At 66.2% G+C, this 14974-nt stretch carries 4 protein-coding genes; 2 read left to right on the forward strand and 2 right to left on the reverse strand.

Annotation, left to right across the window (positions count from 1 at the left end):
• Positions 1–6 precede the first annotated feature (6 nt).
• A complete protein-coding gene (locus E6G92_02475) occupies positions 7–10131 on the forward strand; it encodes a hypothetical protein (GenBank protein TMJ18727.1) in 10125 nt (3374 codons plus the stop codon).
• A gap of 6 nt (positions 10132–10137) precedes the next feature.
• On the forward strand, positions 10138–11184 hold the full coding sequence (locus E6G92_02480; GenBank protein TMJ18728.1) for a GNAT family N-acetyltransferase: 1047 nt from the start codon (positions 10138–10140) through the stop codon (positions 11182–11184).
• A 76-nt stretch (positions 11185–11260) separates the two neighbouring features.
• Here E6G92_02480 and E6G92_02485 read toward each other — a convergent pair whose 3' ends face one another.
• Both E6G92_02485 and E6G92_02490 read right to left on the reverse strand, forming a co-directional pair.
• On the reverse strand, positions 11261–12400 hold the full coding sequence (locus tag E6G92_02485) for a TIGR03032 family protein (GenBank protein ID TMJ18729.1): 1140 nt from the start codon (positions 12398–12400) through the stop codon (positions 11261–11263).
• 106 nt (positions 12401–12506) lie between these two features.
• Positions 12507–14768 carry a hypothetical protein gene (locus tag E6G92_02490; GenBank protein ID TMJ18730.1) on the reverse strand — a complete coding sequence of 754 codons (2262 nt, stop codon included), beginning with the start codon at positions 14766–14768 and terminating at the stop codon, positions 12507–12509.
• Between the last annotated feature and the right edge of the window lie 206 nt (positions 14769–14974).

A 14974-nucleotide genomic window follows, 5' to 3' on the forward strand; every position in this document is an offset into this window, starting at 1 on the left:
ATCGACTTGGCTTTCGACGGAAGAAATCCCGCTTCGGCACCCGTCCGCTCCCCGGCGCGGCGCGCCGTTCTACTCATAGGCACCAGCATTCTCGTCTATGCGGCGGTTCCCACCGCGGCGCGCGCGCAGGACGAGTGCGGCGCTCCTCCGCCCGGCGGCGGGACCGTCACCTGTCCTCCTTCGAACAACCCCTATCCGAACGGCATCACCTATAACGGCGCGGTCGAAGACCTGACCGTGGTCCTCGAGCCCACCGTCACCGTCAGCGACACGGTCCAGCTCACCTCGAGCACCGCCTATGTCGATCTGCGGATCGAAGGCCGCACCGACACAAGCATCGGAACGACCATCAGCGGGGCGCCGGGCGTCAGCATGGATGCCGGCTTCGGCACCGCCTATGTCGGCGTGGATTCGGTCTCGACCAACCAATCCCACTCGCGCGGAATCACGGCGGACAGCTCCGACGGGACCACAATCTTCGTCAACGATATCGTGACGTCGGGCAAATATAGCGGCGGAATCGTCGCCACCGTGAGCGGCCCGAGCGCAGTTGCGGAAGCCCAGCCGCTGGTGGACGTCCACAGCGGAACGATCAGCACATCGGGCAAATATAGCGACGGCATCACCGCCACCAATCCGATCGGCTCGGTGTCGATCGCCAGCGATTCGATCACCACGACCGGGTCCGACAGCCGCGGAATCACCGCCGGGGCGAGCGGGCTGCTATCGATCACGTCGGAATCGATCAGCACCTCCAACGCGCGGTCGACGGGCATCGATGCCGACACCATCGCCGGCGACCTGGCGATCGTCAGCGGTACGATTCACACGAGCGGCACGCTCAGCACCGCCATCGACGCGCACACGCCCAACGGGTCGATCGATATCACCAGCGACAGCGTGACAACGACGGCAGGGACCAGCCCTGGAATTCATGCTGTGTCCGATTCCGGCAACGTGACGGTTTCCAGCGGTTCCGTCAGTACTGACGGAGCGAGCAGTATCGGAATCGACGCCAGCGGCACGGGTCTCGTGACGGTGACATCGGGAACGGTCGTCACTTCAGGCGCCAATTCAACCGGAATCAGCGCCCGCCAGAGCGGATACGGCGGATCCGGCGGCGGCGATCCGACCTGCGAGCCGGATTGTCCCGATTACACGCCGTCTGAAATCATAGCGCCGGGAGAGCCGCACGAAGAGATTGGCGTCGGCCCGGGGGTTGTAATCGACAGCACGTCGATGACCACGTCGGGCGGCAGCAGCCCCGGCATCTCCGGATTCTCGGCCGACGGTTTCGTTCAAATCACCAGCGGCTCGGTTGAGACTTTCGGTACCAGCAGTCGCGGCATTGTCGCCCTCGGCCATACCGAGGTGCTGATCAACAGCAGCTACGTCGATACGTTCAACATCAACAGCGGCGGGATCGTCGCGTATTCGGATACTGCCGACGTTACGATTATCAGCGGCTCGGTCGTGACCCGCGGCGACCATTCCGCTGGCATATACGCTGCCTCTGACCTCGCCGGCGATTACCTTCCCGTAGTGACCGTCAACTCGACCAGCGTAGCGACTGGTTCGGAAGACGGCGGCTACATGAGCCGCGGCATCGATGCACGCAGCTCGGGCGCGGTCGTGATCAATTCAGGTTCCGTGTCCACCATGGGCAACAGTTCCATCGGCATCTACGCCCACCAAGGAATCGCGGACTCAGATTGTGGGGATTGCCAGAATTTTACCGGGCAGGCCCCAGTCGTCGATCCGGCCAATGTCGGCGTAACGATCACCAGCGCCGATGTCGGCACATTCGGCGCCTCGAGCGGGGGAATCGTCGGCCTGTCCGACGATGGGTTTGTTCACATCGCCAACACCGGCGTGGTGACCACTGCGGGGGCGCAAAGCACCGGCATTCTAGCCGACGCGCATAGCGACGTAAGCGTCTCAAGCGGAGTCGTACGGACGGCTGGGGAGAATAGCGACGGCATCTTCGCCATCGGACGTCAGGGAGACGTCGTGATCGGCAGTGGGTTCGTCCACACCGAGGGCCTTGACGGAGACGGCATCGTCGGACTCGCCACCGGTATCAACGGGGACGTCACGATCAATTCGGGCGGGGTGATCACCCAAGGCGATTCCTCCATCGGCATTTATGGCATGGGTACCGACCGCCTGACTGTCACCTCGGGTTCCGTGGCGACCTCAGGCTCCAACTCCGCTGGCATCGACGTACGCCAGCTTGGCTACAGCACACCCTCATCGCCGCCCGCACCGATTGCCGGCGGCGCCAGCCTGATTGGGGTCGGTCCGGGCGTGACCGTCAGCAGCGGCTCCGTGATCACGGCCGGGGCCGATAGCCCGGGCATCCTGGCGGCATCGGCCGACGGCTGGGTTCAAATCGCGAGCGGCAGCGTTCACACGTCCGGAGATAACAGCGCCGGCATCGGCGCGACCGCCCGGGACGACGTCCAGATCGTGAGCGGCGACGTCGCCACGGAGGGGGTAAATTCGCCCGGCATCGACGCCTATTCGTCCGACGGCGATGTGGACATCACCAGCAGCGGATCCGTATCGACTCTCGGCGGCACGAGCGGCGGCATCTCGGGAATCGCCTACAATGGTTCCGTGACGATCGTGAGCGGCGCGGTGACGACCGTCGGCAATAGCAGCACCGGGATCCTTGCGGCGGGTCTAGAGGGTGTGACGATTACATCGGGCAATGTCACCACCAGCGGAAACAACAGTGCCGGGATCAGCGCCGACGCCTATTTCGGTGACACGAATGTCGTCAGCGCCGTCGTTACCACAACGGGCTCGAACAGCCCCGGCATCGCCGCGAGCTCCTATTACGGCGCAACCAACGTCACCAGCGAGTTCGTCGCCACTTCGGGAACCGGAAGCCTGGGCATTCTGGCGCTTGGATACACAGGTGCCACGGTCCACAGCGGCGTCGTGCAGACCTCCGGCGACGGGGCGATCGGCATCGCCGGGCTCGCCAAATATGGCGACACGGAGGTTCACAGCGGAACCGTTTCGACCGACGGACAAAACGCGCTGGGCATCCTTGCTCTCGCCGGCGGCGAAGGCGCGGTGACGGTCGACAGCCTCAGCGTCTCGACCCTTGGGGGCGATGCTGCCGGTATCGTCGCCACCACCGCGAAATATGGAACGGGCAGCGTCACCGTGACGAGCGGCGTCGTTTCGACCCAGGGAAACAGCGCGCCCGGCATCATTGCTGTCGCCCTCGGCGACGTCACGCTCGACAGCGGACTCGTCGGGACATTCGGAACCGGCAGCATCGGCATCGAGGCGATTTCGCAAGACGGTGACGTCACAGTGACGAGTGGAGCGATCGGCACATTCGGTACTGGCGCGACGGGTCTGGTTGCCGGCACTTACGGCTCCGGCGATACGAATGTCGGCAGCGGTTCGGTCGAGACCTATGGAGATAACAGTCCTGGCATCGTGGCCTTCGCCCGTGAGGGTAACGTCGCCGTTACCAGTGGAACTGTTGCTACATCCGGTTCCAGCAGCGACGGGATCATCGCCTACGCATATGACACTCACACGGTCACGGTCACTTCGGATCTGGTCACGACTCTCGGCGACAATTCAATCGGGATCACGGCGAACCAGTTCGTCACGCCTCCGCCGTCCGACAGCAACGCCTTCGCAGGCCAAGCCAGCGATCCGGTCTTGGGCGCCAACGGCGGCGTCAGCGTCATCAGCGGTTCCGTCACCACGACCGGGGTCAACAGCTCAGGCATAGTTGCGACCGCGGCGCTCGGCGATGTCGAAATTATCAGCGGAACGGTGGTCACCCAGGGCGCCAGCAGCATCGGCATCTCGGCGACGGCCGCCGGCCGGGTGACCGTCACCAGTGGTTCAGTGGAGACTACCGGCGACGACAGCGATGGGATCAACGCAGGCTCCTCAGCGGGAAACGTTACCGTCACGGCAACCGACATTGCCACGCTGGGAGACCGTTCCGAGGGCGTTGAGGCCGTCTCCAACACCGGCGCGGTCTCCGTGACCAGCGACGGCGTAATCAACACCAGCGGCTACGACAGTGACGGCATCGTGGCGACCACCGGGGGCGGCACGGGCAACGTCACGGTCGATGGAGGCTCGGTCCATACGCGCGGCGACTTCGCCACAGGCATTTATGCGCGCAGCGCCGGCGGCGCAGTGTCGGTGGCCAGCAACGGGGTCGTGAGCACCGCCGGCATGCAAAGCACAGGCATTCTCGCGCTCGCAGACAACCGCGACGTTACCGTCCATGCGAATAATGTGACGACCCAAGGCAACGGCAGCGAGGCGATCCGCGCGCGCTCAAGCGTCGGCTCCGTCTCGGTAACCGCCGACGGGCTGGTCCAGACAAGCGGTCAGGACAGCATCGGAATCCACGCCTTCAACACTGGCGGCACCGCCGGCGTCACGGTCAACTCCGCGGCCGTCGTCACCGCCGGCAACAACAGCCGGGGCATCTACGGATCTTCCGCGAACGGATATGTCCACATCGTCAGCGGCACGGTCGGCACGAGCGGCGACAACAGCGCAGGAATCCACGCGAGCGCACAAACCGACGCCGAGATCACAAGCGGCGCCGTTTCAACCCAAGGCATTAACTCGATCGGCATCGATGCCTTCGGCGAGAGCGGCGTATCCGTTCACAGCGGCTCGGTCCAGACCTCGGGCGCTGGCGCGACCGGTATCGCCGCTTTCTCGCAAGACGGCAGCGTCACCATTGTCAGCCACACCGTTGCCACCCAGGGCAGCGGTGCCGGCGGCATCGACGCGCGAGTGACACCGATCAGCAATTTTGCCGGCTCGATTTCAATCGACAGCGGCGTCGTAAGCACGATCGGAGACAATTCGGCCGGCATCGTCGCCGTTGCCGGCCGGAGCGCCGAGCCGGGCCTGATATCGGTAACGAGCGGCAGCGTGACGACCGGTGGCAACGGCTCCGTCGGAATCGATGCCTACGCACACAATGCCGAGGTGATTGTCGGGAGCGGCTCGATCGCGACGTCCGGGAACGGTTCGGCCGGAATCTCGGCCTATTCCTATAACCGCAATGTCACGGTCACGTCGGGCTCGGTCACGACCCACGGAGGGAACAGCGCCGGCATCCGAGCGGGCTCGGATCGCTATGGCTATTATTCGCCGACCGTCACCATCCATTCGACCTCCATTACCACGACGGGCAACGACAGCGACGGAATCGACGCGCGCAGCTCGGCCAACGTCGTCATCACGTCGGGGACCGTCAGCACCAGCGGTTCCAATTCCGAGGGCATTATCGCGCGGCAGGACACCTACGAACCCTATGTCTGCCCAGACTGCAACGACATCCAGGCGCCGGCCGATTCCGCGCAGGTAATCGGCGTCGGCCCCGGCGTCTCGATCACCAGCGGAACGGTCACGACCACGGGCTTCAACAGCGACGGCATCTACGCCTTTTCGCAGGACGGCTTCGTCCAGATCGCCAGCAATTCGGTCACCACCAGCGGCGGCGGAAGCACCGGCATCAACGCATTCGCGGCGGGCGATGTCGCGGTGACCAGCGGCGCCATCGGCACCGCGGGCGCAAGCGCGACGGGCATCTTCGCCCGTAGCGTCACAAGCTCCGTCACCGTCGGCAGCACCTCGGTCAGCACCGGCGGCAATTTCAGCCACGGAATCTATGCGTCCGGGGCGGGCAACGTGGCCGTGACGAGCGGCGCGGTGGGGACGCTCGGCAACGGTGCGACCGGAATCCGTGCGCACAGCGACGCGGGCTCGGTGGCGGTCGGGAGCACCACGGTCACCACCATCGGCAACGGCAGCCGCGGGATCGACGCCGTTGCGGTGGTGGGCGACGTGACGGTGACCAGCGGCACGGTGACCACGGCAGGCGGCAATGCGACCGGAATCTACGCGGTGTCCGGCGGCGGCAACGCCGCAGTCACCAGCACAGCCGTCAGCACCGCAGGCGCCGGCAGCACCGGCATCATCGCGATTTCCAACGAAGCGAACGTGACGATCGGCAGCGGCGCCGTCTCGACCCTGGGCGGCAACGCGGCCGGCATCTTCGCGCAAGCCTCGAGCGGGGCGGTGACGATCGGCAGCGGCTCGGTAGTCACCGGCGGCGCCAATAGCGGCGGAATCATTGCGTTCGGGGACGGCAACGTCGCGATTACGAGCGGCACCGTTTCCACCGGCGGCACGAACGCGAACGGCATCTTCGCGCAAAGCTCGTCCGGTCAGGTGACGATCGGAAGCACGTCCGTGACCACGAACGGGGACAGCAGCAGCGGGATCGTTGCGTTCGGTGCGACCGCCACGACCCTGACCAGCGGCTCGGTAGACACCGCCGGCGAATACGCGACCGGCATATTCGCGCGGAGCTACACGGGGCCCGTCACGGTCGGCAGCATGTCAATTAGCACCGACGGCGACAGCAGCCGGGGCATTGACGCGTTGGGCCCGGGCGCCGTGGCAGTAACGAGCGGCGCGGTGGATACCACAGGCGATCATTCAATCGGCATTAGCGGCCAGAGCTCGGCGGGCGCCGTCACTGTCGGGAGCGCGTCGGTCATCACTCACGGCGACGACAGCGTAGGAATTCTCGTGGTGGCAGCTACCGGCGGGACCGTCACCAGCGGCTCCGTGACCACGACGGGGGCCTATGCGACGGGCATCCTCGCGCTGGCCCCGGATGGGACCGTCACGATCGGAAGCGGCGCGATCACGACCGCCGGCGACAGCAGCCGCGGAATTGGGGCTTACGGCTCGGCGGGCGTCACCATCACCAGCGGCAGCGTGGCGACGACGGGCGCCGACTCGGCGGCGATCCGCGCGCAAAGCTCCAACGGCTTCGTGACGATCGGGAGCACGTCGATCACCACGGCGGGCCAGGGCAGCCGGGGCATCGACGCGTCGGCGGCCAACGACATCGCGATCACCAGCGCCTCCGTCGTCACGGGGGGCAGTAACAGCAACGGCATCGAAGCCCGGTCCGATACCGGCAATGTGACGGTGACCAGCGGCACGGTCGCGACCACCGGAGCCACGGACAGCACTGGGATCCGGGCGCGCGCCTTCGGCGGCAGCGCCACGATCGCGAGCTCGGCGGTGACCACCACCGGCACGCGCGGGCACGGCCTCATCGCCGGCGCGTATGGCGGCGACGCCACGATCACCAGCGGCAACGTCACCACATCGGGCGCCGACAGCGATGGCATCTCCGCCTACGCCCGCAACGGCAACGTCCTCGTCACCAGCACAGGCACGGTGCGCACGACGGGCGCCAATTCCGAGGGCATCACCGCTTTCGCCAATGGCGGCAATGCGGCGATCACAAGCAACCTCGTTATCACGACCGGGACCGGGTCCGAGGGTCTCCGGGCATCCGCCCTCGGAGGTAACGCCAGCGTCACCAGCGGCGGCGTGACCACCGCGGGGGCCAACAGCGACGGCATCTACGCCTACGCCCGCGACGGCAACGCGGCCGTCACCAGCACCGGCACGGTGCGCACCACGAGCGCTTCCGATGCCGACGGGATCACCGCTTTCACCAACCGCGGCAACGCGACCGTCGCCAGCAATATCGTGATCACGTCCGGCGCGGATTCGGACGGCGTTCAGGCGGTCGCGATTCACGGCAACGCCAGGGTCACCAGCACAAGCGTCACAACGACGGGCGCCTATGCCGAGGGCATATTCGCTTATGCCGATGAGGGCGGCGCCACCGTCACGAGCACGGCGGTCGCGACCGGCGGCAACGAAGCGGCGGGGATCGTCGCCAGGTCCAGGTTCGGAAACACGACGGTGACCAGCGGCTCGGTGGCGACGACCGGCCGCTATAGCGACGCGATCAACGTCTTCACCTATGAGGGCGACGCGCTCGTCACCAGCACCGGCCCGGTCAGCACGTCCGGCGACCGCAGCGACGGCATCGACCTGTTCGCCTATCACGGCAACGCGACGGTCGTCAGCAGCGGCGCGGTGACCACCCTCGGCAGTGATTCGGCTGGCATCGAGATCACCGCGATCGGCGGCAATGCGAGCGTCACCAGCAGCGGCGCCATCACCACCAGCGGCGCTTTCAGCGATGGCATCTATGCCTATGCCGATGGCGGCAATGCTACGGTGACCAGCACCGGCGTGGTCCGAACCGGCGGGGCCAGCGCGTTCGGCATCTACGCCGCCGCGACCGGGCGGGTCGTCATCACCTCGGGTAGCGTGATCACGACCGGGGCCAATGCGATCGGCATCTTCGGCACCCAGATCGAGGAACCGGACGAAGGGCAGGATTCGATCGCCGGAGGAGCGGCCGCGCTCGGGCCCAATGGCGGCGTCTCGATCACCAGCGGATCGGTGACCACCAGCGGCGCGTTCGCCCACGGAATCGTCGGCGAGGCGGCGACCGGCGACGTCGAGATTCTCAGCACCGGCACAATCGCCACGTCGGGCGCCAACAGCGTCGGCATCGCCGCGATCAGCCACGCCGGCTTCGTCGCCGTCGACGCCAACGCGATCAGCGTCACCGGTGCCGGCGGGTCAGCGATCTTCGTCAATTCCGCGACCACCAGCACGGTCACGATCCGCGGCCTCGTCCAGTCGACCAACGGCTTCGAGGTCCAGGCCAATGGCGGGGCGGCGACGGTCAACACGACGGCGACCGGAATCATCCGCGGCCAGATCGACCTCACCGACAATGCCGACCGGGTCAACAATGCCGGCCTGTTCGACGCGATCGGCACCAGCCTGTTCGGCCTTGGCAGCGATGCGTTCAACAATTCCGGAACGGTCACCGCGTTCAACGGCGCGGCGGTCTTCGCGGGGCTGGAGGCGTTCAACAATACAGGCCGCGTCGAGATGCGCGACAACGCCGTCAACGACACGCTGAACGTCACCGGCGCCTTTGCCGGCGGAGCCAACAGCCGCCTCGGCGTCGATGCCAATATTTCGACGACCACCGCCGACGTGCTGATCACCGGCGTTTCGAGCGGGTCGACGGTGCTCGACGTCAACCTGATCGGACCGCTGGTCTTCAACCTGACCGGCACCCTGGTGGTGGACGCAACCGCGGGCACCAGCGCCAGCGCCTTCACCCTCGGCACCAACATCTCCAGCCCGCTCATCAAGCTTGGGCTCCTGTTCGACGCGCCCAACAACAATTTCCTGCTCGTCGGCCTGCCCGACGCTCCGGTGTTCGAATCGATCATGGTGCCCGAGACGCTGCTCAATTTCTGGTACCAAGGGGACGACGCGATCAGCCACCAGCTGGAGGCCGCGCGGGACGGGACGATACTCGACGGCTCGACCGGCAACCTGAGCGGCGGGGGTCGCGTTGGCGGATGGGTCCAGCTGGTCGGCGCGAACGTCGATCGCGATGCGGCGCAGAGCCTGACCGTCGTCGGCACGACCAGCGTGTTCGACACCGGCTACGACCAGGATTTCGAAGGCATCCAGGCCGGCCTCGACTATCAGAGCGGCGGAACGATCCTCGGGGTCACATTCGGCGCGGGCCGCTCGGACGTCGAGTTCGACGCCAGCTTCAACGCGCTCGAGCTCGACGGCACGAACATCGGCCTTTACGGCGCGTTCCAGTCGGGCAATTTCTACTTCAACGCGATCGGCAAGATCGACTGGATCGATGCCGACAGCCAATTCGGAACGGGCTTCGCGACTCAGTTCGACGCGACCGCCTGGGGCCTTCGCGGCAATGCCGGCTATCGCTTCCAGCTCGGCGGCGCGTTCATCGAGCCGGGTGCGAGCCTCGCCTGGGTCAATGTCGACATCGACGATTATACGGTCGCCGGGGCGACGGTTTCGTACGAAAGCTTCGAGAGCCTGCGCGGGTCGATCGGGGTGCGCGTCGGCGGCGATTTCCAGATCAGCCCGCACGCCTCGCTGTCGCCCTATCTCGGCATCCAGGCCGTGGAGGAGTTCGAGGGCGACGCGCGCAACGTCTTCACGCTCGGCCAGGCCATCGTCCTCGAGCAGGACTCGCCGGGCACGTTCGGCGAGGTGAGCGCCGGAGCGACGTTGCGGACAGGCTCGGTCGAAGCGTTCATCCGCGGCGAGCTCGACTTCGGCGACGATCGCGACGGGATTTCGGGCCGGGCCGGGGTCCGGATCCGGTTCTGACCGCGCGTGATTGCATCCAAGGCGTTCGACCCGGCGGGGCCTTACGGGTTCGACGTGCGGCCGGCATGGCGGCGTGACGATCCCGAAATCGCGGCAGACGCGATCGGCTTCTGGAGCCGGCTCGGCCTGCTGCCGAAGGACGTCGCGCCCGGGCAGCGCGCCCAGGAGCTGGTCGCAGCGGCCTACAAGGACGGCCGCCTCGTCGCCGTTTCCACCGCGCATATCGAGACGATCGATTTTCTCGGCGCCCGAATGGCGGTGATCCGCGGGGCGACCGATCCCGACTATCGCCGAAGCCACGCCCAGCTCGCGCTCGCGGCGCCGAGCCGGCGGGCGCTGGAAGAATGGGCGCTCGCCAACCCCGACGAGAGATGTGCCGGTGGAATCGTCTTCGTCGATCCGGCCGAATGGGGCGATTTCGCGCGGCTGCCGGTCTGGCCGGAATCGGAGCTCCAGCTGGCCGGTTACGATCAACGGGGCAGCCAGATCCGCCTGCGCTGGTTCGATCATTTTCATTACGGCGAGGGACCGCCGCCGCCTCCGTTCCCACCGCTGACGGCAGGCCTTCCGCCCGGCATCGAGATCCGGACCGCGTGGCGGGCGGATCGAGCCGATATCGAAAAGGATGCGGTCGCCTTCTGGCAGCGGCTCGGGAATCTGCCGCCCGACACCGCGCCGGAAGAGCGCGCAAGGGAGGTGGTGGTGGCCGCCTATCATGACGGCCGAATGATCGGCGTGACGACCGCCGAGGTTGGAATTTTGCCCCGGGTGCGCGCCAGGCTGGCGATGCTGCGTGGCTCGGTGGACCCCGATTATCGCCGTACCCATATCGGCCTTGCCATGTTTCCACGGTCGCTCGACGCGCTCGAAGCCTGGGCCGCGGCCAATCCGGCCAAGCGCGTCGCCGGCGTCGGCGGCATAATCGAGGCGCCCGAACTGGCGGCTTTCCAGCGGGTGCCGCATTGGCCGGAAACGCGCTTCCACCTGATCGGATTCACGCCCGACGGCCGCCAGATCCGCGTCCGCTGGTTCCGGAACGCCTCGCTCGATTAGGGCACTATCAGCTTAGTCGCTTCGCTCAGTCCCTCCTCAGGACGAGCGAAGCGAGGCCGTCATAGGCGATTATGCTCTAGGGCGCGGGCGGCTGAAGCGGGCCGAACTCCGGGTCGGACGAGATCAGGCTTTGAATATCCGGCGAATTGACGCCGAGGGCCATTGGGCAAATCGTGTCCGGGATCACGGCGACGTCGAACAATTCCTTGATCGTTCCGTCGAGCTTGATCCATTCGACCGTGTCGCCCGAGCGCAGATCGACCACGCAGACCCCGCACCAGGGCTCGCCGTCGCGCTTCTTGAGCTCGTCCTGCAAGGCGAGGCCGCCGAACGCGCCGTCGCGGGGCAGGGAGACGGTGGCGATCGCGTGGCCGTTGTGGATGGCGAGGCCGCGAAGGAAGCCGGGACAGAAGGCGATATCCTCGCGCGCGCCGCTCTTCGGATCGACGCGTACGAGCATTCCGCGGCCTGAATCCAGCAAATAGAGCCCGCTTGCCGCGACGCGCGGGCTGTGCGGCATCGACAGCTGATCGGTGACGATGCGGTCGTCGCGGACGTCGATTAGCACGCCGCCTTCGTGCCGGCGGTCGCGCCAGCCGTTGATCATGTCGGAGCGGCTGACCGCGGTGACATAAGCGGGCGCGCCGTCCTGCATCGCGAGCCCGTTGAGATGGCAGCGGTCCTCGGCGGCGAGACGCGAGATGAAGGGCGGCTTCCATAGCGGCTTGAAGCCGTGCGTGATGCTCGTCGTCGCGAGGCAAGAGAATTTCGTGTTGACGAAGATGACCCGGCCCGAGCGGTCGACGGCGAGCTCGTGGACGTCGATGTCGCCGGTGGTCTGGGCGTTGCGGGGCACGTAGAGCCGGTCGAAATTCTCGTTCGCCCGCTCGTGCGGGGCGAGGACGTTCTCCAGCCGCCAGATCTGGAACAGGGATCCGACATAGAGACGCGAGGCGTTGGCGTGGACGCCCATCGCGCGCACGTAATTCTGTTGATGGAAGGAGACTCGCCCGCCGGGAAGCATTCCGACGAGGAAGAGCTGACCGGTCTGGTAGGAAGTGAAGGCGAGGCTGCAGCGGTTGCGCGTGAGCCAGCCGCCGAAGCCGCGCGAGACGCTGATCCGGGTCTGATCGGCCGCCGGCTGGGGCGGCGAAGGCGCGGCTTGCGCTTCCTCGACGGCGACCGCCGGCGCTTCGACGCTCTTCTTCTTGGCCATCGTCCCCTCTCGCTCGAGCGTCGCGTGGGGGAAGCCTAGAGGGAATTCGGGGCCGGTGCCAGAGGGGCGCCGCGGCTTCCCGCGGCGCCCCTTCCGGCTATCGATCTCAACCGAAGATGAAGTCGGTCGTGTTGATCGATTCGGTGTTGAACAGGACCATCGCGAAGTCCGGATGGCCGCCGTCGGTGTTGCCGAAAACGATCGTCACCTTGCCGTCTGGGCCGGTATTGCCGTCGAGGCCATGGAGGTCGATGCCGAGGCTCTTCTCCGCGGCGTTGATGGTGCCGAAAGTCTTGGCGAACAGATCGCCGGCATTGTTGCCGCTGGCATTGCCGACGAAGGTGAACGCCTGGTGGCCCTCGACGCCGCTCTTGGCGTCGATACCGCTGAGGTCGATCTTATCCTCGCCCTTCTTGAAATCGAGGATGAGATCGAGCGAGAGCGGGCCGTTCTTGCTGTCGACCTTCAGGGCATCGATCTCGGCGACGAAGATGTCCCCGCCGGCGCCGCCGGTCAGCCAGTCGGTGCCGTCGCCGCCGATCAGCCTGTCGGCGCCCGCGCCGCCGTCGAGATGGTTGGCGAGGCCGTTGCCCTGGAGGACGTTGTCGAGGCCGTTGCCGGTACCGTTCGCGGCCGAGCCGGTGAGGATCAGATTCTCGACATTGTCGCCGAGCGCATAGCTGATCCCGCTCGACACGGTGTCATTGCCCTCGCCGGCCAGCTCGACCACGGAATCGCCGGACTGGTCGACGACGTAGAAGTCGTTGCCGAGGCCACCGGCCATCCGGTCCGCGCCGAGGCCGCCATCGAGATGGTTGCCGAGGCCGTTGCCGGTAACGATGTTGTCGAGCGCGTTGCCGGTGCCGTCGAGCGCGCCGCCGGTCAGGATCAGGTTCTCGACATTGGTGCCGAGCGTGTAGCTGATCCCGCTCGACACCGTGTCGGTGCCTTCGCTGGCCAGCTCGACCACCGAATCGCCGGTCACGTCGATGTAGTAGAGGTCGTTGCCGGTGCCGCCGATCATATTGTCGGCGCCGGTGCCGCCGTCGAGCGTGTCGTTGCCCGCGCCGCCGTTGAGGCCGTCGTCCCCGCCATTGGCGCGAAGGATGTTGTCGACATTGTTGCCGATCAACAGATCGTTGCCCGAGCCGCCGACCGCATTCTCGATGATGGCGCCGTAAGCGATGCCGACATTGTCGGTCAGCCGGCCGACCACCGCATTGGCGGCGAGGGCGGCCATGTTGCCGTTGTAGGTGGCGAGGCTGATCGCAGAGAGGCCTACCGCGGCGCGGTTGGCATTGACCTGGGCGAAGCTGGGCGCGGTATCGATGGTGACTCCGCCGATGCTGGAGAGCGCGCCCTCGCGCAGATCGACGATCTGGCTGGTGGCGTAGCCCGAAGCATCGAGCGTGTCGGTGCCGCCGGCATCCCAGATGGTCATGATCGGGGCCGGAGTTTTAGTGAAGTCGTAGGAATCGCGGCCGGCGTTGGAATTGAAGCCGTAGGTCGTGTCGCCGGTGCGGGTCGTCATGTCGGCGCCGTAGATCGTCTGGATCGCCAGCACGTCGTGGATCTGGGGCGTCGAGGAGAAGACCGTGGTGGAGATGTTGAAATCGAAGTGGCGAACGCCGATCGCCGAAGCGTCGAAATAGGACATGGTCGTATAGACCCGATTGTCCTGATAATATTCGGCGTTGACCGGGTAGGTGATCGAGACGCCGGGCGCGGCATTGTAATTGCCCGGGTGCGAGAGGCCGAGCGTATGGCCGATCTCATGCACCAGGGTGTGCATGCCGTACTGGCCTTCGTCGAGTTGCAGGTTGTTGCCCTGGCTGAGCGAGATCCAGACGTCGCCGGTGATGTCGAGCACCTGGGCGTTGACGATTGCGTTGGAGCTGACGGTCGCGCTCGGCAGATAGGCATAGGCCTGGGTGGTCGGCGCGCTGGTCAGATTGCCGAAGGCGATGTCCGCAGTGTTGATTCCGGTTTCCTGAAGCGAAACGCTGATCAGGTCGTCCCAGGTCTGAAGCGCCTCGCGCGCCGCGGCGCGCTGGGCAGTGGTGAAGGGCGTGAAGTTGAAATATTCCGCGAGGCCGAACAGGCCGCCGTTCAGCGCATAGACGTAGCCGTTGGCCTGGAGCGTCGCCTGGCTGGTGTGGAAGCCGAAATTGATGACGCTGAGATTGGAGTCGCTCTGCGGCGCGTCGCCCGGCCCACCGGCGAAGGCGGCGCTGGTGCGGTTGAGGTAGGCGGAAATCTGGTCGGGGGTCCAGATCGGCTTTCCGTTGCCGGCGATCGAGCCGGCGAGATTGTCGATCGAGGCGTCGACCTGGTCGGGATTGGTGCCGGTCAGAATTTCGCTGGGCATGTCTTGTCTCTCCTTTTTTGATGGGTTCGGTGGTTGGGGCTCAGGTCAGCGAGCTGGGGCGAACGCAGCCGGCTCGCGTGGGATCAATGATGTCGAGGGCGCAGGCGCGCGGACGGCGCCGCCGGGAAGCGGCGGCGCATCGGCCATGGCCGCAATGCCGGAGAAAGCGGCCGCCGAAGCGGTCGCGCCGATACGCAACGCAACAA

This window comes from Alphaproteobacteria bacterium (assembly GCA_005883305.1).
Lineage (GTDB): Bacteria > Pseudomonadota > Alphaproteobacteria > Sphingomonadales > Sphingomonadaceae > Allosphingosinicella.

Bases quoted from the DNA above. Each gene is read 5' to 3' on its own strand.
- E6G92_02490 (TMJ18730.1), bottom strand. From the start codon at position 14,768: ATGCCCAGCGAAATTCTGACCGGCACCAATCCCGACCAGGTCGACGCC.
- E6G92_02485 (TMJ18729.1), bottom strand. From the start codon at position 12,400: ATGGCCAAGAAGAAGAGCGTCGAAGCGCCGGCGGTCGCCGTCGAGGAA.